This is a genomic window from Brevundimonas sp. KM4 (assembly GCF_000964075.1).
GTDB lineage: Bacteria > Pseudomonadota > Alphaproteobacteria > Caulobacterales > Caulobacteraceae > Brevundimonas > Brevundimonas huaxiensis.
The window spans coordinates 46646-69054 of sequence record NZ_JZRG01000003.1; the positions used below are offsets into that span (position 1 = coordinate 46646).

General features: G+C 67.7%; 21 protein-coding genes. 12 read left to right on the top strand and 9 right to left on the bottom strand.

The annotated features are described in order from the left end of the window. The first annotated feature begins 120 nt into the window (after positions 1 to 120). Entirely contained in the window at positions 121 to 1371 is a 1251-nt protein-coding gene (locus VH88_RS00395) for a multidrug effflux MFS transporter (protein WP_045809583.1), read from the top strand. A 62-nt stretch (positions 1372 to 1433) separates the two neighbouring features. After that, positions 1434 to 3386 (top strand): M1 family metallopeptidase, encoded by a 1953-nt coding sequence (locus tag VH88_RS00400; RefSeq protein ID WP_045809494.1) that lies wholly within the window; start codon positions 1434 to 1436, stop codon positions 3384 to 3386. Positions 3387 to 3388: 2 nt separating this feature from the next. Here the strand turns inward: VH88_RS00400 and VH88_RS00405 are convergent, their stop codons facing one another. After that, positions 3389 to 3820 (bottom strand): DUF488 family protein, encoded by a 432-nt coding sequence (locus VH88_RS00405; RefSeq protein ID WP_045809495.1) that lies wholly within the window; start codon positions 3818 to 3820, stop codon positions 3389 to 3391. A gap of 115 nt (positions 3821 to 3935) precedes the next feature. On the opposite strand from VH88_RS00405, the gene VH88_RS00410 reads away from it, so the two are divergent. Together VH88_RS00410 and recQ are read left to right on the top strand one after the other, a co-directional pair. After that, positions 3936 to 4913 (top strand): complex I NDUFA9 subunit family protein, encoded by a 978-nt coding sequence (locus tag VH88_RS00410; protein ID WP_045809496.1) that lies wholly within the window; start codon positions 3936 to 3938, stop codon positions 4911 to 4913. An 85-nt stretch (positions 4914 to 4998) separates the two neighbouring features. Then, positions 4999 to 6876 (top strand): DNA helicase RecQ, encoded by a 1878-nt coding sequence (recQ, locus tag VH88_RS00415; protein ID WP_045809497.1) that lies wholly within the window; start codon positions 4999 to 5001, stop codon positions 6874 to 6876. A gap of 6 nt (positions 6877 to 6882) precedes the next feature. Here the strand turns inward: recQ and VH88_RS00420 are convergent, their stop codons facing one another. Further along, entirely contained in the window at positions 6883 to 7359 is a 477-nt protein-coding gene (locus tag VH88_RS00420; RefSeq protein WP_039245799.1) for a hypothetical protein, read from the bottom strand. Between the two features lie 99 nt (positions 7360 to 7458). Between VH88_RS00420 and pgi the strand changes: the two genes are divergently transcribed. After that, positions 7459 to 9066, top strand: coding sequence for a glucose-6-phosphate isomerase (gene pgi, locus VH88_RS00425; RefSeq protein WP_039245853.1), 1608 nt, complete (start codon positions 7459 to 7461; stop codon positions 9064 to 9066). Between the two features lie 58 nt (positions 9067 to 9124). On the opposite strand, the gene VH88_RS00430 is transcribed toward pgi, so the two are convergent. After that, positions 9125 to 9547, bottom strand: a complete 423-nt coding sequence (locus VH88_RS00430) for a hypothetical protein (RefSeq protein WP_039245800.1) — start codon at positions 9545 to 9547, stop codon at positions 9125 to 9127. 298 nt (positions 9548 to 9845) lie between these two features. Here VH88_RS00430 and groES point away from each other — a divergent pair, with 298 nt between their 5' ends. Both groES and groL read left to right on the top strand, forming a co-directional pair. Then, complete coding sequence (gene groES / locus VH88_RS00435; protein WP_017505470.1) at positions 9846 to 10133, top strand: co-chaperone GroES; 288 nt, start codon at positions 9846 to 9848, stop codon at positions 10131 to 10133. 53 nt (positions 10134 to 10186) lie between these two features. Next, the gene (gene groL / locus VH88_RS00440; RefSeq protein WP_045809498.1) at positions 10187 to 11833 is read left to right on the top strand and encodes a chaperonin GroEL; all 1647 of its coding nucleotides are present in this window, start codon (positions 10187 to 10189) and stop codon (positions 11831 to 11833) included. 149 nt (positions 11834 to 11982) lie between these two features. Here groL and VH88_RS00445 read toward each other — a convergent pair whose 3' ends face one another. Then, entirely contained in the window at positions 11983 to 12711 is a 729-nt protein-coding gene (locus VH88_RS00445) for a glycosyltransferase family 2 protein (RefSeq protein ID WP_039245802.1), read from the bottom strand. 76 nt (positions 12712 to 12787) lie between these two features. On the opposite strand from VH88_RS00445, the gene VH88_RS00450 reads away from it, so the two are divergent. The 3 genes from VH88_RS00450 to VH88_RS00460 all read left to right on the top strand — a co-directional run bounded on the left by VH88_RS00450 (position 12788) and on the right by VH88_RS00460 (position 15905). Continuing rightward, positions 12788 to 14482, top strand: coding sequence for a glycosyltransferase family 39 protein (locus tag VH88_RS00450; protein ID WP_045809499.1), 1695 nt, complete (start codon positions 12788 to 12790; stop codon positions 14480 to 14482). Then, a complete protein-coding gene (locus VH88_RS00455; RefSeq protein ID WP_045809500.1) occupies positions 14482 to 15396 on the top strand; it encodes a hydroxymethylglutaryl-CoA lyase in 915 nt (304 codons plus the stop codon). Before VH88_RS00450 ends, VH88_RS00455 begins: the two co-directional genes overlap by 1 nt. 83 nt (positions 15397 to 15479) lie before the next feature. Continuing rightward, positions 15480 to 15905, top strand: a complete 426-nt coding sequence (locus tag VH88_RS00460; RefSeq protein ID WP_045809501.1) for a hypothetical protein — start codon at positions 15480 to 15482, stop codon at positions 15903 to 15905. Positions 15906 to 16186: 281 nt separating this feature from the next. Here the strand turns inward: VH88_RS00460 and VH88_RS00465 are convergent, their stop codons facing one another. The 3 genes from VH88_RS00465 to VH88_RS00475 form a co-directional block, all read right to left on the bottom strand. Beyond that, a complete protein-coding gene (locus VH88_RS00465; protein WP_045809502.1) occupies positions 16187 to 16540 on the bottom strand; it encodes a hypothetical protein in 354 nt (117 codons plus the stop codon). After that, positions 16537 to 17166, bottom strand: a complete 630-nt coding sequence (phaR, locus tag VH88_RS00470) for a polyhydroxyalkanoate synthesis repressor PhaR (protein ID WP_039245806.1) — start codon at positions 17164 to 17166, stop codon at positions 16537 to 16539. The genes VH88_RS00465 and phaR overlap by 4 nt, the downstream gene beginning before the upstream one ends. Positions 17167 to 17256: 90 nt before the next feature. Continuing rightward, positions 17257 to 17970 (bottom strand): hemolysin III family protein, encoded by a 714-nt coding sequence (locus VH88_RS00475; protein WP_017505478.1) that lies wholly within the window; start codon positions 17968 to 17970, stop codon positions 17257 to 17259. A gap of 160 nt (positions 17971 to 18130) precedes the next feature. Here VH88_RS00475 and VH88_RS00480 point away from each other — a divergent pair, with 160 nt between their 5' ends. Next, on the top strand, positions 18131 to 19306 hold the full coding sequence (locus tag VH88_RS00480; RefSeq protein ID WP_045809503.1) for an acetyl-CoA C-acetyltransferase: 1176 nt from the start codon (positions 18131 to 18133) through the stop codon (positions 19304 to 19306). Between the two features lie 43 nt (positions 19307 to 19349). Here VH88_RS00480 and VH88_RS00485 read toward each other — a convergent pair whose 3' ends face one another. Then, positions 19350 to 20957, bottom strand: a complete 1608-nt coding sequence (locus VH88_RS00485) for a M20/M25/M40 family metallo-hydrolase (RefSeq protein ID WP_045809504.1) — start codon at positions 20955 to 20957, stop codon at positions 19350 to 19352. Positions 20958 to 21053: 96 nt separating this feature from the next. Further along, complete coding sequence (gene htpX / locus VH88_RS00490; RefSeq protein WP_045809505.1) at positions 21054 to 22019, bottom strand: zinc metalloprotease HtpX; 966 nt, start codon at positions 22017 to 22019, stop codon at positions 21054 to 21056. An 86-nt stretch (positions 22020 to 22105) separates the two neighbouring features. Here htpX and VH88_RS00495 point away from each other — a divergent pair, with 86 nt between their 5' ends. After that, positions 22106 to 22363 (top strand): DUF1674 domain-containing protein, encoded by a 258-nt coding sequence (locus tag VH88_RS00495; protein WP_045809506.1) that lies wholly within the window; start codon positions 22106 to 22108, stop codon positions 22361 to 22363. Positions 22364 to 22409: the final 46 nt, after the last annotated feature.

Genomic DNA, 22409 nt, shown 5'->3' on the forward strand with positions numbered 1-22409 from the left:
CTAGCGAAGCTTCGCGGCTTTGGCGAGGCGCCGCCCGTTTAAACCCGATTTCGCTGCATTGCAGCAATTTATGACGGGCGTGCGGTTGCGGATCGGAGCGTGACGGCGCATCTGGCCCGGATGTCTTCTTCCCTTGCGTCAGCGCCCGCCAAGAAGGAGCTCGGCTTCGTCGAGTTCGTCTGTCTCATCGCCCTGATGATGGCGCTGAATGCGCTGGCCATCGATTCCATGCTGCCGGCTCTGCCGCACATCGGCGCCGACCTGAAGGTGGCGACCGACAATGACCGGCAATGGGTGGTGACGGCCTATCTGCTGGGCTTCGGCGGGGCGCAGCTGTTCTACGGTCCGTTGGCGGATCGGTTCGGCCGAAAACCCGTCCTGCTGTTCGGCGTCGGCGTCTATGTGATGTTCAGTCTGCTGGCGACCCTGGCGCCGACCTTCGAGACGCTGATCATGGCCCGCGTCGGTCAGGGTCTGGGCAGCGCCTGCACCCGCGTGCTGGCCGTCTCCATCGTACGCGATCGGTACGAGGGGCGCACAATGGCGCGGGTCATGTCTTTCAGCTTCCTGGTCTTTCTGGGCGTGCCGATCCTGGCGCCGTCGCTGGGTCAGATGATCATGCTGGTCGGGCCGTGGCGCTGGATCTTCGCCGGGCTGGGCCTGATCGGGGTCGGCCTGATCGTCTGGGCGTCGGTGCGTCTGCCCGAGACGCTGAAGCCCGAGGATCGGCTGCCAATCCAGGTCAAGCGGCTGGCCTCGGCCTACAGGATCGCCCTGACCGATCGCACGGCCGTCGGCTACACCCTGGCCATGACGGCGATCACCGGGGCCCTCTTCGGCTTCATCAACTCGTCGCAGCAGATCTTCGCCGACGTCTTCCACGCCGAGGCGGCGTTTCCGGCCATCTTCGCCCTGATCGCGGGCGGCATCGCCGTGGCCTCGATCGTCAATGCGCGACTGGTGGTGAAGCTGGGCTCGCGCAGGATTTCGCATACGGCCCTGATCGGCTTCACCAGCATCGCGGCCATCCATGCGGTGGTGGCGATCAGCGGTTATGAATCGATCTGGACCTTTGCGGTGCTGCAGACGCTAACCATGTTCTGTTTCGGCCTGATCGCAGGCAATTTCGGATCGATGGCCATGGAGACGATGGGCAAGATCGCGGGCACGGCGGCCTCGATCCAAGGCTTCATCTCCACCATCGTCGGCTCGCTGCTGGGCTTTGCGGTGGGTCAACAGTTCAACGGCACCACCATTCCGATGTCGGTCGGCTTCACTCTCTTCGGCTTGGTCGCCCTGGGCTGGGTGCTGTTCGCCGAGCGGGGACGGCTGTTCCGGGCCCATCACGCGCCGGTCGCCGCCAAGGCTTGATCTTTTTCGCGTTTCCGCGCGTTCTCCGGGCCAATCGTCAAGATCAGCCCAGGAAAACCTCGATGACGCGCAAAGCGCTCGGTCTCGTCTCCGCCCTCGCCCTGGCCGCCGCCATGGGTCTGAGCGCCTGCTCCACCACGACGGGAGGGTCGGCCATGACCCCGCCCGCCATCGCCCCGGCGCCCGGTCCCGAGGCGGTGGACGTCCACACCCATGCCCGGCCCGAGATCGCCCGTGTCGTCGATGTGGCCTTGGACCTGACCGCCGACTTCAACGCCAGGACCCTGGCGGGCACGGCGACCCTGGACATCCTGGCGATCCCGGGCGCCAATGAGATCGTGCTGGATATCCGCGACCTGGACATTCAGGACGTGCGCGATGCGGCGGGCCAGCCGCTGCGCTATGTGGTGGGCGACAACGACCCGATCCTGGGCCAGCCGCTGACGGTCTATTTCCCGGCTTTCGCCGCCAATGAGCGGCGCAAGATCACCATCCGCTATTCGACCCGCCCGAATGCGGCGGCGCTGCAATGGCTGAGCCCCAGCCAGACGGCGGGCGGACAGAAGCCCTATCTGTTCAGCCAGGGCCAGGCGATCCTGACCCGCACCTGGGTGCCGACCCAGGACAGCCCCGGCATCCGCCAGACCTATTCGGCCCGCATCACCGCGCCTGAAGACCTGACGGTGGTCATGAGCGCCGATCATCTGACGCCGAACGGCGAGCGAGCTGCAAACGGCATGAAGACCTGGCGCTTCCGGATGGATAATCCGATCCCGCCCTATCTGATCGCGCTGGGCGTCGGCGATATCGCCTTTGCGCCGTTCGACGGCCGCACCGGAGTCTGGACCGAGCCCAGCCGCCTGCGCGCCGCCCAGTGGGAACTGGAACCGACCGCCCAGATGGTGACGGCGGCCGAGAAGCTGTACGGCCCCTATCGCTGGGGCCGCTACGACCTGCTGGTCCTGCCGCCCTCCTTCCCGTTCGGCGGGATGGAGAACCCGAAGCTGACCTTCGCCACCCCGACCATCATCGCCGGCGATCGCTCGCTGGTGTCGCTGGTCGCGCACGAACTGGCGCACTCCTGGTCGGGCAATCTGGTCACCAATGCGACCTGGAACGACTTCTGGCTGAACGAGGGCTTCACCGTCTATTTCGAGAACCGGATCATGGAGTCGGTCTATGGTCATGACCGCGCCATGCAGGAGCAGGTGCTGGGCTGGGACAGCCTTCAGGACACGCTGAAGTCCCTGCCGGCGGCGGACACCCGCCTGCATCTGGACCTGAAGGGCCGCGATCCCGACGACGGCATGAACGACATCGCCTATGAGAAGGGCGCCCTGTTCCTGCGGACCATCGAACGCACCGTCGGGCGGGATCGGTTCGACGCCTGGCTGCGCGGCTATTTCGACCGCAACGCCTATCGCCCGATGACCACGGCCATGTTCCTGCAGGACATCCGCGACAATCTGATCAAGGGCGACGCGGCGCTGGAAAGCCAGTTGCAGATGGACGCCTGGGTCTATCAGCCCGGTCTGCCGTCCAACGCCGTCGCGCCGATGTCCCACGCCTTTGAGCCGGTCGATGCGGCCGCCGTCGCCTTCTTCAAGGACAAGGGACTGGCCTCGGCCATTCCGTGGGCGGACTGGAACACCCAGCAGCGCCAGCGCTTCCTGGGCTGGCGTCCCGAGGGCCTGCGGACGGGCGCCGACTGGCTGACGAATGCGCAGCTGGCCGATCTGGAGCGCACGCTGAACCTGGCGAACGAAGGCAACGCCGAACTGACCTTCGCCTGGCTGCAGATCGCCCTGGCGCATCGCTATCAGCCGTCGGTCGCCACGGCCGAGAAGTTCCTGACCAGCCAGGGCCGTCGCAAGTTCGTCCTGCCGCTGTTCCAGACCCTCTGGAACGAGGGCGACTGGGGGCGCGGCAATGCGCGACGCATCTACGCCGAGGCCCGGCCGCTGTATCACCCGGTCACCAGCGGTTCGGTCGATCAGTTGGTCGGACGGCCGTAAGCCTAGAGGTCCACGACCGCCACGCCGGTTTCTTCCGACAGTCGTTCCGCCAGGACGGCGCGGTGGCAGCCGGCGTGGTCGGCCTCGAAGCAGAGCAGGGCGACGGGTTTGTCGGCCGCCAGCGCCTTCAGTCGCTCGTACTCGATCTGCGCCTGGGGTTCGGCCAGGTGATCGGCGAAGATGGCGCGCATCTCGTCGACACGGCCCTTGCGCGCCGCGTCACGTCCCGTCTTGGGCGTGCCAAGCCCGCGCAGGTGGACATAGTCGATCCCTTCGGCCTTCAGGCTCTCGCCCAGGATCGTCTTGGAAAAGCCGGCGCGGCGGGATGCGGCGACCGCGCGGACATCGACCAGGGTTTGCACGCCGGCCGTCTTCAACCGCGCGATGACGGCGGCCTGGGTCGCGCCCTCGTAGCCAATGGTGAAAAGCTTCATCCGCCTCAGATGGGCGGCCGCGCGTCGAACGCCAGCGTGACCGTGAAGGCCCGCGTTGCGGTGCGGCGCCCTATCGTCTATCCCGCCGAAACGGATTTCGACTGGAGCTTTCCCCATGGCTGACCTCGCCCCCGGCGTCGTGACCCTCTTCGGAGGTTCGGGCTTTATCGGGTCGCAGGCGGTGCGCGCCCTGGCGCGTCGCGGCTGGCGCATTCGGGTCGCGGTGCGCAACCCGGTCCTGGCGATCGAGATCCAACCGCTGGGCGATCCCGGACAGATCCAGTTCATGCGCTGCGACATCACCAACCCGGCGGATGTGGCGCAGGCCGTGCGCGGCGCGGACGCCGTCGTCAATCTGGTCGGCGTGCTGCATGACGCAGGCGGCAAGCGCGGCTTCGACGCCGTTCACACCGAGGCGGCCAAGACCATCGCCGAGGCCGCCAAGGCGGCGGGCGTTGAGCGCCTGGTCCAGATCTCCGCCATCGGCGCCGACGCCGCCAGCCCCTCGGCCTATGGTCGCACCAAGGCCCAGGCCGAGGCGGCCGTTCGCGCCGTCTATCCGGATGCGGTGATCCTGCGTCCGTCGCTGGTCTTCGGCGCGGGCGACAGCTTCCTCAATCGCTTCGCCGCCATGGCGACGATGGCGCCGGCCCTGCCGCTGATCGGCGGCGGCGAGACCCGGTTCCAGCCGGTCTATGTCGGCGATGTCGCCGAGGCCATCGCGCGCGGCGTGACCCGCGCGGACGCCGCTGGCCGCACCTACGAACTGGGCGGGCCGAGCCTCTACACCTTCCGCGAGGTGCTGGAGCTGGTGCGTCGCGAGACGGGCCGCGACCGGATGCTGGTTTCGGTGCCCTTCATCGTCGCCAAGCCCCTGGGTTCGCTGCTGCAACTGAGCCGCTTCGTCGGCCTGACCCCGCCGCTGACGCGCGATCAGGTGTTGATGCTGGAGAAGGACAATGTGGTCGCCGCCGATGCGTTCGGCCTCAGCGATCTGGGCATCGACCATCCGGCCGGCATGGCGGCGATCGCCCCGTCCTATCTGTGGCGCTACCGCGTCGGCGGCCAGTTCGCCGAAGCGCCCGCCCACTAAAACCCCTTCCCTCTGACGCCGCCGCTGGTCGCCTTCGCGGCCGGCGGCGTCTTCTGTTTGGGAACAAAGAGTGCACAGCTTAAGGATGCCGGCCACGCGCCCCCCGTTCTCCACCACCGACACGCCTGACCTGAACGACGCGCGGGCGCTGCTGGCGCGCGTCTGGGGGCACGCCGACTTCCGGGGACTGCAAGGGCGGGTTGTCGAGCAAATCCTGTCGGGCGGTGATGTGCTGGCGGTCCTGCCGACCGGCGGCGGCAAGAGCGTCTGCTATCAGATCCCCGCCATCCTGCGCCCCGGACTGGGGCTGGTGGTGTCGCCGCTGATCGCCCTGATGACCGATCAGGTCGAGGCGTTGAAGCAGCAGGGCGTCGCGGCGGCGCGGCTGGATTCCGGGGTGTCGCTGGACGAGCGTTCGGCCATCTGGGCGGCGGCGCGGTCGGGGGAGCTGGACCTGCTCTATGTCTCGCCCGAAGGCCTGGCGGCGGGCGCCATGATGGACCGGCTGGCCGAACTGCCGCTGAGCCTGATCGCCATCGACGAGGCCCACTGCGTCTCGCAATGGGGTCACGACTTCCGGCCCGACTATCGCAACCTGGGTCTGCTGGCAGAGCGGTTCCCCGACGTGCCGCGCATCGCCGTCACCGCCACCGCCGACGCCCGCACCCGCGACGACATCCTGCGCTCGCTGCGGCTGGAAGAGGCGACGGTCTTCGTCGACAGTTTCGCGCGTCCGAACCTGCAATTGTCAGCCGAGCGCAAGGAGAGCGCGTCTCGGGCCAAGACCGATGCGCGGGTCATCGAACTGGTGCGCGAACGGCGGGGCAAGTCGGGCGTCGTCTATTGCGGCAGCCGCGACGGCTGCGACCGCGTCGCCCAGGCGCTGCGCGACGCCGGGACCAACGCCATCGCCTATCACGCCGGCATGGACACTAAGGAGCGCGACCGCCGGCTGGAACGCTTCCTGGCCGAGGAGGGCGCCGTCATGGTCGCCACCATCGCCTTCGGCATGGGCGTGGACAAGGCCGACGTCCGCTTCGTCATCCACGCCGATCCGCCGGGCAGCCTGGAGGCCTATTGGCAGGAAATCGGGCGCGGCGGTCGCGACGGCGAACCGGCCGAGGGCATCACCCTGTATGGCCCCTCCGACATCGCCTGGTCCCTGCGTCGTCTCGACAGCCGCCCGATGGCCGAGGAGGTCAAATCGGTTCAGGTGCGCAAAACCCGTCAGCTGTTCGCCATGCTGGACGGCGCCGTCTGTCGCGCCCAGGCCGTGCGGCGATACTTCGGCGAGCATGACGCCCAGCCTTGCGGCGTCTGCGACATCTGCGGCGACCCGCCCCAGCTTTATGACGCGACCGTCCCGGCCCAGAAGGCGCTGGCGGCGGTGCAGCGGCTGGGCGGCCGGTTTGGGAGGGGCCGCGTCGTCGATCACCTGACCGCCCGCACCAAGGACGTGCAGCCGTGGGAGCAGCAACTGTCCACCTGGGGCATCGGGCGCGAGATTTCGCTGAACAGCTGGCGCGAGATCGTCGATCACCTGCTGTTCGAAGGTCTGCTGGTCGAGGATCCCAACGACGGCAAGCCGCTGGTCGGGCTGGGCGATCCCGAGGCGGTGCGCGCCGTCTATCGCGGCGAGCGCCAGATCGAGGTGCGTCGCGCGCCGCTGAGGGCCGATACCGCCCCGCGTCGTCGTGATCGATCGGGCGAGGGGCGCAATGCGGCGCTGGAGACGATGGACGCCGATGTCCGCGCGCGGTTCGAGGCCTTGCGCGCCTGGCGCCGCGACCGCGCCTCGGAACAGCACGTCCCGCCCTATGTCATCTTCCAGGACCGGACGTTGCTGGAGATCGCCCACGCCGAGCCGGGCGACCTGAACAGTCTGGGCGCCATTTCCGGCGTCGGTCAGTCCAAGCTGGATCGCTACGGCAAGGGCGTGCTGGAGGCGCTGGCCGCCCTCTAGAAGGCGTCAGACTTCCGGCTTGGGCGGGGCGGTGATGACTTCGACGTTGTCGTTCAGCAGATAGGACAGTTCCGACAGGGCGACCGCGCGTTCGGCCGGGTTGGCGGCGGCCTGAACGGCCTGAACCTTCTTGGGCATGTCCTCGGAAATGCCGCGCAGGATGCATTTCAGATCGCCGTCGGTGCCGCGTTCCTTCAGGATCAGGTGGCCCTGCATGTCCAGGGCGGCCAACTGTTCGGCCTGGGCCTTGAAGCCGGTGAAGGCCTGGCTGGTGAAGAAGGCGGCGTCGTCGGCGGCCTTGGCGGCGGCCCAACCATCGACCACGGCCTTCAGGCTGGCCGAGCGCGAGATGATGTCGGCGAACAGCGGCTCACCCGCCACCGAGACCGGCGCGCCGGGCGCGGCGGCCGGCTGTTCGGCGGCCAGGGCGACGGACGGATTGGACATCGCCAGGGCGATCGTGAGAGCAAGGCCGCAGGACATGGAGGTGACTTCCTGTTTCAGCGTCCGCTGGGACGTTGAACCTGAATACGCCCCAGCCGTAAACGAGTGTTTACCCTGTCATTCCCGATGGAGACGACGATGACCCGCGACGCCGCCTGGACCGCCTTCGACCAAGCCGCCGCCGAGGCTGCCTCCGCGCGGATCGTGGATCAGTTCGCCGCCGATCCCGACCGGCTGGCGCGGATGTCGGTCGAGGCGGCGGGGCTCTATCTGGACCTGTCGAAACAGAGCTGGACCAAGGCCGCCTTCGACGCCTGCCTCGATCTGGCGAGGGCATCAGACGTCGAGGGACGTCGCGCGGCCCTGTTCGCCGGCGAGGCCGTCAATCTGACGGAAGGGCGGGCGGTGCTGCACCCGGCCCTGCGCGCCGCCCCGGGCGCCGACTTCAAGGCCCTGGGCGAGCCGGTCTCGGCCGAGGTGGACGCGGTGCGGGCGGACATGAAGGCCTATGCCGACGCCGTGCGCTCGGGCGCCGAGGCGGGCGCGACGGGCAAGACATTCGAGGCGATCGTCCATGTCGGCATCGGCGGGTCGGACCTGGGGCCGCGCGTGGTCTGGGACGCGCTGCGCCCGCTGGACCCGGCCATCGACCTTCGCTTCGTCGCCAATATCGACCCGCGCGATATGGCCGAGGCGCTGACGGGTCTCGATCCCGAGACCACCCTGGTGGTGGTCGTGTCCAAGACGTTCACGACGCAGGAAACCCTGGCCAACGCCGAGGCCGCCAAGGCCTGGCTGGCGGCGTCGCTGCCGGCCGAGGGGATGACCAGACACTTCATCGGGGTGACGGCGGCGCCGGACAAGGCGGCGGCCTTCGGCTGCGGTCGGACCTTCGCCTTCCGGGACTGGGTCGGCGGGCGCTATTCCCTGTGGTCGGCGGTCAGCCTGTCGTGCGGCATCGCCCTGGGCTGGGACGTGTTCGAACGGATGCTGGCGGGCGCCGCAGAAATGGACGCCCATTTCGTCTCGGCGCCGCTGCAGCGGAACGCGCCGATCCTGCTGGCCCTGGCCCAGGTGTTCAACGTCGACGGCCTGAACCGGCCCGCCCGCACCGTCGCCCCCTACGCCCATGCCCTGCGTCGTCTGCCGTCCTTCCTGCAGCAGCTGGAGATGGAGTCGAACGGCAAGCGGGTGCATCGCGACGGTACGCCGGTGACGCGCCAGACCTGTCCCGTCGTCTTCGGCGAGCCCGGCACCAACGGCCAGCACGCCTTCTTCCAGCAGATCCATCAGGGGCCGGAGGTCGTGCCGGCCGAGTTCGTGATCGTCGCCAAGACGCATGCGGACGCGCCGGAATCGCCGCTATGGTCCAACGCGCTCGCCCAGGGGCAGGCCCTGATGCTGGGCAAGACGACCGAGGCCGCCAAGGTCGAGGGCTTGGCTCAAGGGTTGTCGGAAGAGGAGGCGACGCGCCTGGCGTCCCACCGCACCTTCACCGGCAACCGTCCGTCGACATCGATCGTCATGGAGCGACTGACGCCCGAGACCCTGGGCGCGCTGCTGGCCCTGTATGAGCACAAGACCTTCGTCGAGGGCGTGATCTGGGACATCAACAGCTTCGACCAGTGGGGCGTCGAACTGGGCAAGGTCCTGGCCAAGGCGATCCTGAAGGACGTGGACGCGGGCGGCCCCTCGGCGGACCTGGATCCGTCCACGGCAACCCTGATGACGCGGTTGATGGGCTGACGCGATAAGGGCCCGTCCTTGCGGACGGGCCCTGCCGATCACCTAGACTGTCAAACGCTTACCAGCGGCGGTCGTAACGGTAGTCGCGATCGTTGCGATAGTCGCGGCGGTCATAGCGCGAGTCGTAACGGCGGCCGTCGTAGCGGTAGTCGTAGCCCGAGCGGCTGCGATCGATGCCGTGCTCGCGCTCCCAGTGGCCCTGGTTACGGTAGCACCGGCCGCCGCGGTAGTATTCGCAGCCCGAGCCGCGGTTGGAGGCCACAGCACCCAGAGCCGCACCGGCAAGCGCGCCGCCCGCGATATAGCTGCCATCGCCGTTGCCATAGATGGCGCCGGCCAGACCGCCCACGGCGGCGCCGATCAGGGCGTTACGGCCGGTGTTGTCGCGATCGCGCGATTGGGCGGAAGCCGGAGCGGCCATCAGGCTCAGGGCCACGACGGGGGCGGCGGCGACCGCAGTGATCTTCAGCAGCTTGGACATCTTGGTCTCCTTCTTTCGTTGCCGAACTGCATTCCAGAGCGGGGAAGGCATCCAGCGTTGAGGCTGTTCTATCGCTCCCAGTTTGAACGACCCCGGAGGTCGGCATTCATTTTCGGTTCATTTGTCACAGAGAATTCGCGCCGCGATAGAGACGCGCCGCTTGACGATGCCAGCGCCTCTGCCTAACTCCCGCCCGCGTTAGCACTCTCGCTGGTTGGCTGCCAAAACGGCGATCGCGAGAGCGCCGCACACCGTTTCAAAAACGCCCCGATCCGGGGGTTTTACAGGGAGAAGTCCGATGGCGTTCCGTCCGCTCGGCGACCGCGTGCTGGTCAAGCGCGTTGAAGAAGAATCCAAGACCAAGGGTGGCATCATCATCCCCGACACCGCCAAGGAAAAGCCTCAGGAAGGCGAAGTCGTCTCCGTCGGCCCTGGCGCCCGTGACGACCAAGGCAAGGTCAATGCTCTGGAGCTGAAGGCCGGCGACCGCATCCTGTTCGGCAAGTGGTCGGGCACGGAAGTGAAGATCGACGGCGAAGACCTGATCATCATGAAGGAATCCGACGTCCTGGGCGTGCTGTCCTAAGCACCCGACGTCCGACGTTCTTCAATCAATCCATATAGATAGGAGCTGCCCGCATGGCCGCTAAAATCGTACAGTTCAACACCGACGCGCGTGACAAGATGCTGCGCGGCGTCAACGTCCTGGCCAACGCCGTCAAGGTGACCCTGGGTCCCAAGGGCCGCAACGTCGTGATCCAGAAGTCCTTCGGCGCCCCGCGCTCGACCAAGGACGGCGTTTCGGTCGCCAAAGAGATCGAGCTGGAAGACGCCTTCGAGAACATGGGCGCCCAGATGATCCGCGAAGTCGCTTCGAAGACGAACGACAAGGCGGGCGACGGCACCACCACCGCAACCGTCCTGGCTCAGGCCATCGTGCAAGAGGGCCTGAAGGCCGTCGCCGCCGGCATGAACCCGATGGACCTGAAGCGCGGCATCGACAAGGCTGTCGGCCTGGTGCTGGAAGAGATCAAGTCGAACTCCAAGCCGGTCTCCAACAACTCGGAAATCGCGCAGGTCGGCACCATCTCGGCCAACGGCGACTCGGAAATCGGTGAGCTGATCGCTCAGGCGATGGCCAAGGTCGGCAACGAGGGCGTGATCACCGTCGAAGAAGCCAAGACCGCCGACACCACCGTCGACGTCGTCGAAGGCATGCAGTTCGACCGCGGCTACCTGTCGCCCTACTTCATCACTAACGCAGACAAGATGGAGGCTGTCCTCGAAGAGCCGCTCATCCTGCTGTTCGAGAAGAAGCTGACCTCGCTGCAGGCCATGCTGCCGATCCTGGAAGCCGTGGTGCAGTCGGGCCGTCCGCTGCTGATCATCGCTGAGGACATCGAAGGCGAAGCCCTGGCGACCCTGGTCGTCAACAAGCTGCGCGGCGGCCTGCGCGTCGCCGCCGTCAAGGCTCCGGGCTTCGGCGACCGCCGCAAGGCCATGCTGGAAGACATCGCCATCCTGACGGGCGGCCAGGTCATCTCGGAAGACCTGGGCATCAAGCTTGAGTCGGTCACGCTGGACATGCTCGGCAAGGCCAAGAAGGTCTCGATCACCAAGGACGACACCACCATCGTCGAAGGCGTTGGCGGCAAGGAAGAGATCGAAGCCCGCGTGGCCCAGATCAAGCGCCAGATCGAAGACACCACGTCCGACTACGACAAGGAAAAGCTGCAGGAACGTCTGGCCAAGCTGGCCGGCGGCGTTGCAGTCCTGCGCGTCGGCGGTTCGACCGAAGTCGAAGTGAAGGAAAAGAAGGATCGCGTCGACGACGCCCTGAACGCCACGCGCGCCGCGGCTGACGAAGGCATCGTTCCCGGCGGCGGCATTGCGCTGCTGAAGGCGTCGAAGATCCTGGCTGACGTCAAGGGCGACAACGCCGACCAGAACGCCGGCATCGCCATCATCCGTCGCGCCCTGCAGGCTCCGATCCGTCAGATCTCGGAAAACGCAGGCGTCGAAGGTTCGATCGTCGTCGGCAAGGTGCTGGAAAACGACCAGTCCTCGTTCGGCTTCAACGCCCAGACCGAAGAGTACGGCGATCTGGTGCAGATGGGCGTCATCGACCCCGCCAAGGTCGTCCGCACGGCTCTGCAAGACGCCGCTTCGGTGGCCGGCATCTTGATCACGACGGAAGCCGCCGTCGCCGACGCCCCCAAGAAGTCGGGCGGCGCTGCGGCTCCCGACATGGGCGGCATGGGCGGCATGGGCGGCATGGACTTCTAAGCGGAAGGGCGGCCTTCGGGCCGCCCGGACGCCCCGGCGAAGGCCGGGGTCCAAGCTAACCGACGCTGAAATGCAGAAGGGCGGGACCGCAAGGTCCCGCCCTTTTTGTTTGCCTATCCTCTCTGCGAAGCGGGGAGGGTGTGGCTGTTTCAGAACTCCGAAATCGCGCCCGGCTTGCGGGACCGCGTCTTCAGCCACATCACGCCCAGGAGGTCCGAGACAGAGGCGCGCAGGCGGCCCCAGTTGGTGTATTTCGAGCGGCCGACCTCGCGGTGGCGGTGGTCCACGTCGAGATACTGATTCTTGAACCCCTCGCGGATCATCAGGGCCGGCAGATAGCGGTGGATGTGATCGAAGTAGGGCAGCCGCAGGAAGACGTCGCGGCGGAAGGCCTTCAGGCCGCAGCCGGTGTCGTCGGCGTCGTCGCCCAGCAGTTTGCGGCGGATACGGTTGGCCCAGATCGAGGCCTGGCGTTTGGCCTCTGTGTCCTGGCGTTTGGCGCGACGGCCGCCGACCAGGCCCACGTCGCCAGGCGCGGCCAGAAGCGCATCGACCAGGCGGGGCGCATCGGCCGGCGGGTTCTGACCGTCGCCGTCCATCGTCACCACGACCGGCGCGCGCGCGGCCAGGACGCCGGTTCGAACCGCGCGGCTCTGGCCCGCATTGGTCCCGTGGGCCAGGACGCGGAGCGCCGGCAGTTCGGCCATGGCGGCCTTCAGCTCGGCCAGGGTCGCATCCCGGGACGCATCGTCCACGAAGATCATCTCGTACGAACGGCCGGCGAAGGCGGCGGCGATCTCGCGCGCCAGGGGCACGGCGGCGCCCGCCTCGTCATGGACGGGAACGACGACGGAGATTTCGGGCGTTTCGGGGGTCATCGGCGCTCCATAGAGGATAACGATGGCTTAGGGGAGACGGCTGACGACGGCGTAGTCGCCGTGTAAGGAGTCTGGAATGAAGACTTTCGATCTGGATGGCCGCATCGCCGGCTGGCGCGGGCCGGTTCTCGCGGCCCTGCTGACGCTGATCGCCGGGCTGCCGGGCCTGCTGCTGCTGCCGCCGCTGGATCGCGACGAGAGCCGGTTCGCCCAGGCCACGTCCCAGATGCTGGAGAGCGGCGACTATGTGGACATCCGCTATCAGGACGAGCCGCGCTGGAAGAAGCCGGTCGGCATCTACTGGATGCAGGCGGTCGCCGTGGGCCTGACCTCGGATGTCGAGGACCGCGAAATCGCGCCCTATCGCATCCCGTCCCTGCTGGGCGCCATGCTGGCGGCCTGGGCCGTGGCCTGGGCCGGCTCGGCCATGCTGGGCAGCCGGGTCGGCTTCTTCGGCGGGGCCATCATGGGGGCGACCTTCCTGCTGTCGACCGAGGCGGGGATCGCCAAGACCGACGCCATGCTGTGCGGGGCGACGACCCTGGCCATGGCGGCGCTGGCGCGCATCTATATGGCGACGAAGGCGGGCGAACGCCCGATCCGGCCGCACAAGCTGCTGTTCTGGATCGGGATCGGGCTGTCGATCCTGATCAAGGGACCGATCGGGTTTTTGGTCGTGGCCCTGGCGATCATCGCCCTGTCGATCTGGGATCGGAACGTCAAATGGCTGTATCGCCTCGGCTGGGGTTGGGGTCTGCCGCTGGTCGCCCTGATGGTCGGACCGTGGGCCATCGCCATCACCATCGCCACCGACGGCGGTTTCTGGCGCGAGGCCATCGGCGGGGATCTGGCGCCCAAGATCGCCGGCGCGCACGAAAGCCATTCGGGCTTCCCCGGCATGTATCTGTTGCTGGCGCCCCTGCTGTTCTTCCCCTCGACCCTGCTGTTGCCCGCCGCCGTCTCGACGGGTTGGAGCCGACGCGCTGAGCCGGCGATCCGGTTCCTGGTCTGCTGGCTGGTCCCGGGCTGGCTGATGTTCGAACTGGCGCCGACCAAGCTGTGGCACTACACCCTGCCGACCTTTGGGGCGCTGGCCCTGCTGGCCGCCGCTGCCCTGGCCCAGCCCATCGGCAAGGTCTCGCGCATCACCGGTGCGGTGCTGGGCGCCTTCGCGGCCCTGCTGATCATCGGCATCACTGTCTATGGGTTGACCGTATACGGCACCTCGACGGCCCAGACCTGGGCGGCGCTGACGGTGGTCATGGCGCTGGCGGCGGGGACGATGGGGGGCTTCCTGCTGCTGAACCGTGCGCCGGTCGCAGCGCTGGTCGCCTCGCTGGCGTTCGGGATCGTGGCGCACGCGGCCCTGTCGGGCACGATCCGCCAGTTGCGGCCCCTGGCTATCGCGCCCCAGCTGGAAAAGGCGCTGGAGGCGGCCGACCTGCACCCGCGTCAGGGGCGCACGCCGGGGCCGGTGGCGATCACCGGCTTCCATGAACCCAGCTTCGTCTTCCTGACCGGACGAGACACCGACCTGACCGACGCCCAGGGCGCGGCCGAGGCCCTTGCCGAGGGGCGGCCCGCCATCGTCGAAGGACGCGACGCCGACGCCTTCCGTGCGGCTGCGGCGCGTCTGGGCGTGTCCGGTCGCGCGGTCGGGACGGTCAACGGCTACAACTATTCGGCCGGCGATCCGGTCAGCCTGACCGTCTATGCGCCGCCGCCCCGAAACGGGAACGGTAACGGCAACGTCGTGGCGGGAGCCGAGTGATGGGCCGCTTCATCCAGATCGTCGAAGTCGGGCCGCGCGATGGCCTGCAGAACGAAAAGGCGGTGCTTGAGCCCGCGGTTCGCGCCGATCTGGTGCGACGGCTCGAGCAGGCGGGGGCGAAACGGATCGAGGCCGTCTCCTTCGTCCATCCCAAATATGTGCCGCAGATGGCCGGCGCCGAAGAGGTCATGGCCGCCCTGTCGCATGAGGCGGGGCGCAGCCGCATCGGCCTGGTGTTGAACGGCAAGGGCTATGACCGGGCGCTGGCGACCGGAGTGGACGAGGTCAATGTCTCGGTCGCCGCCACCGACGGCTTCGGTCTGAAAAACCAGGGCCTGGCGGTGAAGGATCAACTGGCCATGCTGGGCGAGATCGTCGCCCGCCGCCACAACGCCGGGGCCAGCGAGGGCGCGCCGTCGCTGTCGGCCATGATCTCCTGCGTCTGGGGCTGTCCGTTCGACGGCGAGGTGTCGGTGGATCAGGTCGCGGACATGGTCGGCGCCATCGCCGAGATGGGCGTCGGCGAGATCGGGCTGGCCGACACCATCGGCGCGGGCGATCCCTGGGCGGTGACGAGAAAGGTCGAGGCGGCCAGGACGGCCGCGCCGAGTGCGACCCTGCGCCTGCACTTCCACGACACCCGCAACACCGGCCTGGCCAATGCCTATGCCGGCGTCGAGGCGGGGATCGATGTGCTGGACGCCTCGGTCGGGGGGATCGGCGGCTGCCCGTTCGCGCCGGGCGCCACGGGAAACATCGCCACTGAGGACCTGGTCTATATGCTGGCGCGGGCCGGGTTCGAGACCGGCTATGACCTGGACGCCCTGATCGCGACGGCGCGCTGGATCGGCGAGGCCATCGGCCGGCCGGCGCCGTCGGCGCTCAGCCGGGCAGGCGGATTTCCCAAGCGCTGAACCTTTGTGGCGGCGTTTCGCAAACGGCGCTAAATCAGGGTGAACAGGCGTAGCCGTTGGACCGGCTGCGAAGAGGACCGTCCATGCTGCTCGCCATTCCGCTGCTGCTGATCCCGGTGGTGCTCTACAATATCGTGGTGCTGTTCGGCGCGCCGAGCGGGGCGGGCATGGTGCAGGCGGACGTGCTGCTGCGCGATCCGCTGTTCTCGATCACCATGACCTCGGGCGCGCAGTGGACGATCGGATCGGGCGACCTGATCCTGTTTCTCGGCCTGATCCTGCTGTTCTTCGAGCTGGTGAAGTCCACCTCCAGCCAGCGGATCGCCATCATCAATCACGCCCTGTCGATGATCCTGTTCATCGGCGTGCTGGTGGAGTTCCTGCTGCTGCCGGGTTTCGCGACCTCGACCTTCTTCCTGATCGTCATCATGATCCTGCTGGACGTGCTGGCCGGGTTCATCGTGACCATCATCGCGTCGCGCAAGGATTTCGATTTCGGCGGGGCGTGAGCCCAACGGCTCTCCCCGACAACGGCCTCAAGCAGCGCGAAGCGCGGTAGGCCCTAAGAAACATGCGCTCAAGTCGCGCGAAGCGCGGTAGGCTCCAAGAAACATGCGCTCAAGCAGCGCGAAGCGCGGTAGCGCTTACGAAAATGCCGTGAAGATCAGGGCGACGACGGCGATGTCGAAGGCTTTGGCGGCGAGGGCGAAGACGGCGGGCATGGGCGGGTCCGGCTGAGAGCGTTCTGCCTCTCCCCCAGCAAACCTCGTGCCGCCGGAGCGGCGTCAGCTCAGATGTCGGTCTTGGCGGTCTTGCCTGTTTTCGGACGACGCTCGGCCGCGCCCGAATATTCGGCTCCGAGGTAGGCGGAGCGGGCCGCATCCAGAACCGGCGGGCCGCCGCGCAGGCCGCGTTTCTGCCCGCTCTGGCCCATCTGCTGGGCGACGAAGGCGGCCGCGCCGGGCTCGGGCGTCGGCAGGACGGCAGCTCTTGCCGAGGCCGATTGGGGCTCGACCATCTCCGGCGCATCGACGGGGACCAGGGCGCGCGAGGCGGATCGGGCGCGCCGCTCGCGTTCGCGGCGTTCGCCTTCGCGGCGATCTACCCGGTCCGGTCCGCCGACGGCCTGTATCCGGTCGGTCATTTGCCCTTGCCGCCCGCCAGTTTCTCAATCTGACGGCGCATCTCGTCCATCTGGCGACGCATCTCGTCCAAGGCGTCGGGCGCCTCGGGCGGCGGGGCCGGTTCAGCCTTGTCGTCCGACGCGGCAGGCGTCGGCTCGGCGCGCGGGTAGGTGAAGGCCGGGAACATCTGCATGGCGCGCTCGAACATCGCCATATTGGCGCGCGCGGCGTCCTCCATCAGGGTCGCACCCGCGCCGGTTCCGAAGGCGCGGCCCATCTGACTGGCGAACTGTTCCTGCTGGCGACCGAAGTTGGCCAACGACATCTCTAGATAGGAGGGCAGGACGCCCTGCATCTGACCGCCGTAGAAGCCGATCAGCTGGCGCAGGAACTGAACCGGCAGCAAGGCCTCTCCCCGGCTCTCTTCCTCGAAGATGATCTGGGTCAGGATCTGGCGGGTCAGGTCGTCGTTGGTCTTGGCGTCATAGACGACGAACTCCGTCCCCTCGCGCACCATGGTCGCCAGGTCTTCCAGCGTCACATAGGCGCTGGTCCGCGTGTTGTAGAGCCTGCGGTTCGCATACTTCTTGATGACGACCTGAGCGCTGTCGCCGGTCTTTCCACCCTTGGTCTTTTCGTCAGCCACGCTTGTTCTCGCGATGTTGCAACGCGTCACTATCCTCCGTTGCGACGCGATGCGCCAGAGGGGGCGAAACCGCCGGGAACGGACGGTCGATCAGTGGCTCATCGCCGGGGCCAGCACGACGCCGACCAGCACCGCCGTCCAGTGGACTGTCGCGCCGGTGACGACGAAGCCGTGCCAGATGGCGCGGCGGAACTTCACGCGCGGACTGATGAAGACGAAGACGCCGGCGGTATAGATCAGGCCGCCGATGACCAGCAGGGCCAGAGCGATCGGATGCACCGTCTCCACCATCGGCTTCAGGGCCGCGACCGCCAGCCAACCGAAGACGACGTAGACGCCGCTCCAGAACTTGTCCGAGATGCGCGGCGCGAACAGCTTCACCCCGGCGCCCAGGAAGGCCAGGGTCCAGATCAGGGTGGTGAAGCCGATGGCCCACAGACCTTCGAACCGTTGGGTGGTGAAGGGGGTGTAGCTGCCGGCGATCATCAGGAAGATCGCCGCCTCGTCCAGCCGCCGTAGCACCGGGCGCGCAGCGCAGGGGTTGGTCCAGTTGTAGATGGTCGAGGCCGTCAGCATGCCGACGAGGCACAGCGCGTAGATGGCGGTCGCCATCACGCCGCCGATCCCCGCATAGACCCCGGCCAGACCCGCCAGGATGATGCCGCCGACCGCCGCCAGCATCAGGCCGACGACGTGAACCCACAGATCCGCCAGCTTTTCCGCGCGCGTCGGATAGTGCTCGATCATGTCCAGCTCGTCCGGCGTGCAGACGTGGGTGACAAGACGTTTCAGCGTGCGCAGCATGGACCTTCCAATCCGTCGATCGCCTCTATCGTTCCGCGACAATGCACCGACAGGGTGACGATTGGCTGAATCGCGCCCTGTCCATGTCGTCGCAGGTGACGAACGCGCTGCAATGCGGCAAAACGGTCACGCCGAGTTATTCTCCAAAGAGTGAAATCCCATGACCGACGTCGTCATCGTGTCCGCCGCGCGCACCCCGGTCGGCTCCTTCCTGGGCGCCCTGTCGTCCCTTCCGGCTTCCAAGCTGGGCGAGGTCGCCATCAAGGCGGCGCTGGAACGGGCCGGCGTCTCCGGCGACGAGGTCGATGAGGTGATCCTGGGTCATGTGCTGCAGGCCGCCGCGGGTCAGGGCCCTGCGCGCCAGGCCGCCGTGGGCGCGGGCGTTCGAAAGGAGGCCGCCGCCTGGAGCCTGAACCAGATCTGCGGCTCGGGCCTTCGCGCTGTCGCCATCGCCGCCCAGCAGATCGCTCTGGGCGACGCCAAGATCGTCGTCGCCGGCGGTCAGGAGAGCATGAGCCAGGCGCCGCACGCCCAACAGCTGCGCAACGGGCACAAGATGGGCGACGTCGCCTTGGTCGACACCATGATCAAGGACGGTCTGTGGGACGCCTTCAACGGCTATCACATGGGTCAGACGGCCGAGAACATCGCCGAAAAATGGTCGATCAGCCGCGAGGCGCAGGACGAATTCGGTCTGGCCAGCCAGCACAAGGCCGAGGCGGCCCAGAACGCCGGCAAGTTCGATGAGGAGATCACGCCGGTCGTCATCCCGGGTCGCAAGGGCGATGTGACGGTCGACAAGGACGAATATATCCGCCACGGCGCGACGCTGGAGCTGATGCAGAAGCTGAAACCCGCCTTCACCAAGGACGGCAGCGTGACCGCCGCCAACGCGTCCGGGCTGAACGACGGCGCCGCCGCCCTGGTGCTGATGAGCGCCGACGAGGCCAAGGCGCGCGGGCTGGAGCCCCTGGCCCGCATCGCCTCCTACGCCACCGCCGGCGTCGATCCGTCGATCATGGGGACCGGCCCGATCCCGGCCTCCAAGAAGGCGCTGGAGAAGGCCGGCTGGAGCGTCGCCGATCTGGATCTGGTCGAGTCCAACGAGGCCTTCGCCGCCCAGAGCCTGTGCGTGGTCAAGGAGCTGGGGCTCGACCCGGCCAAGGTCAACGTCAACGGCGGCGCCATCGCCATCGGCCATCCCATCGGCGCCTCGGGCGCGCGCATCCTGACGACGCTGCTGTTCGAGATGAAACGGTCGGGCGCGAAGAAGGGTCTGGCGACCCTGTGCATCGGCGGCGGCATGGGCGTGGCCCTGTGCGTGGAGCGCGCGTGAGCCGGTAAAAAGAAGGGGCGAGGTTTCCCTCGCCCCTCAACTCTTAGTCCGCCGCCGGATATTCGAACGGATCGCTCGGCGTGGGCTGGGTCGGCAGCGGCATGCGGGGCAGGGGTTCGTCGCGGTTGGCGGCGTTCAGCAGGAAGCTGGCCAGAATGACGGCCGCCTGACGCAGGTCCTCGGCCTTCAGGTGGTCATAGCTGTCGATGCTGGTGTGGTGCAGGCGGCTGGAATAGTCGAGCGGGTCCTGGATGAACTGATATCCCGGCACGCCGACGGTCTGCATATAGACGTGGTCGGTGCCGCCCGAGTTGCGCAGCGAGACGGTCGTTGCGCCCATGCTGGCGAACGGCGCCAGCCATTCCTGGAAGATTGGGGCGGCGGCGACATTGCCCTCGGCGTTGATGCCACGAATCTTGCCCGACCCGTTGTCCAGATTGAAATAGGCGACCAGATCGCGATAGCCGGCGCGCGGCTCGATCGGCCAGCGGCTGCGCCAGGTGCGGTTGTCCGGCAGTCCCGCCAGCGCCGGATCGTTCGACGCAGCCCGCGTCGCCAGATGACGGTCGACATAGGCCAGCGAGCCCAGGATGCCCTGCTCCTCGCCGTTCCACAGGGCGAAACGGATAGTGCGCTTGGGCTTGACGTTCAGGGCTTTCAGGATGCGGGCGGCCTCCATGACCACCGCGCTGCCCGCCGCATTGTCGACTGCGCCGTCCGAGGCCACCCAGCTGTCCAGGTGGGCGCCGGCCATGACGTATTCGGTTCCGCGCGCCGTGCCGGGGATGTCGGCCAGGATGTTGTAGGCGTTGACGTCCTCGTCGTGGAAGCGGACCTCGCTCATCAGCTCCAGCGTCGGCGGCGCGTCGGTCAGGGCCAGGCGCGCCAGACGGCGATAATCCTCGGCCGCCAACTCCATCCCCGCCAGCTTGGGCGTGGCGCCGACCTGATAGCTGTAGCCCGTGCCGTGTAGCAGGCCGCCGTCGCGCTGGGAAATCCGCACCCAGGCCAGGGCGCCCTGTTCGGCCAGGAAGGCGTCCAGCTGATTGGCGAAGTTGACGGTCTTCAGCGAGCGTTCGATGGCGGCCGGCGAATGCTGGGGCTGATTATAGGTGTTGCGCTCGGCCAGTTCGGCGCTGGTCCAGCGGCGGAAGGCCGGCTCGGTCGGCTCCGACCCCGTGCCCGGCTGGGACAGCATGACGATCTTGCCCGCCAGCTTTCCGCGCCACTTGTCGAAATCCTCAACCTTGGAGATCGGGGCCACGATCACGCCGCCGCTGATCACGCCATTGGTCGAGGGCGTCCAGGCGACCGGGATGGCGCGCAGATCCAGCGGGCGCGGCGCGGTCATGCGCGCGCTGGAGCGGACGATGGACCAGCCCCGGCCGAACTCGAATCCTTCGGCGCGCACGTCGGACAGACCGTAGTCGCGGAACTGCTGCTGCGCCCAGCGTTCGGCCTCGCGCATCTGGGGCGAGTTGGTCATCCGCCCGCCGATCCGGTCGGTCAGATAGGCGGCGGTCTGCATCACCTGACTGTGGTTCAGCCCCTGGTCGATGATGCCGTTGACGGCGACGCGGTCCACCGACTGGGCGGCGACCGGCGTGGCGAGAAGAGCGGCGGCGGAGACGAAGGCGAGCAGACGCGACATGGATTTCCCCAAGAAAGCCCGATGGCTGAACAGGGGCGCATCTGATGTGATCCGGTCGCGGAGTGCAAACCGCAAACGGCGTCCAGACCGCGACGATCAGCCCCAGGGACCGCGCGGCTCGTTCGGGGTGGTCGGGACGCCCGTGGTGGTGAAACTGGCGGCCGGTCGCGGCTGGGTGAGGTCCGGCGTTCGGGCGCGGGACTGCATGCCCATCTTCGCGCCCAGCTCCATCAGGGCCCGGACGCGGTTCCCCGTCGCTGGATGGGTCGAGAACAGATTGTCCGCGCCGCGTCCCGCCAGCGGATTGATGATGAACATCTGGCCGGAGGCCGGATTGCGCTCGGCCGTCTGATTGGTGATCCGCCTGGCGTAGGCGTCGATCTTCTGCAGGGCCGAAGCCAAGGCCTGGGGATCGCCGGCGATCTCGGCGCCGACGCGGTCGGCCTCATATTCGCGGCCGCGGCTGATGGCCATCTGCACCAGGCCGGCGGCCATCGGCGCCAGCAGCATCAGGGCGATGGTGCCGATGATGCCGCCCGGCCGCTCGCGGTCATTGCCGCCGAAGAACAGCGCGAAGTTGGCGAGCGCGGCGATGGCGCCGGCGATGGTCGCCGTCACCGTCATGATCAGGGTGTCGCGGTTCTTCACATGGGCCAGCTCGTGCGCCATCACCCCGCGCACCTCCTCGCGCGTCAGCATGTCCAGCAGGCCGGTGGTGGCGCAGACGGCGGCGTTCTCGGGGTTTCGGCCGGTGGCGAAGGCGTTGGGCTGATCATTGGGAATGATGGCGACCTGCGGCTGGGGCAGGCCCGCGTCGCGGGCCATCTGACGCACGTCGGCGACATAGTTCCTGACCACGGCATTGGGGTGCTGCTCGTCGACCGGCTGGGCCCGGTACATCTTCAGCACGATCTTGTCGGCGTTCCAGTAGCTGAACAGATTCATCCCGCCCGCGAACAGCACGGCGATCGCCATGCCGGTCGCGCCGCCGACCAGATAGCCGACCCCGGCGAACAGGGCCGTCATCGCCGCCAACAGAATGAAGGTCTTCAGATGGTTCATCGCGGTTCCATTCCCGATCCGGCTGGCGTCCCGGGCTTGAACCTCTATTTGAGAGAAGGCGCATCAAGCCTCAAGGGAGCCGCCCTGTGACCGAACATCCCACCCTCGCGCCGAATGACGCCGACGAAACGGCGGTTGCGGCGCCTGTCTTCAACGCCGACGTGCCCCACGCCACGCCGGAACGGCCGCTCAGCGAGGCCGCGCGCCGCGCGCTTCAGGAAGCGGCGGATCGTCGCGCGGCGGAAACGACGGTTCAGGCGGACACGGAATACGGCGGTCCGACCGGTCCCGAACCGACCCGTTTCGGCGACTGGGAAAAGAAGGGTCTGGCGGTTGATTTCTAATCCGCCAAGCCCGCTGCAACGGGCGCAAAGGTTAACCACGCCTTAA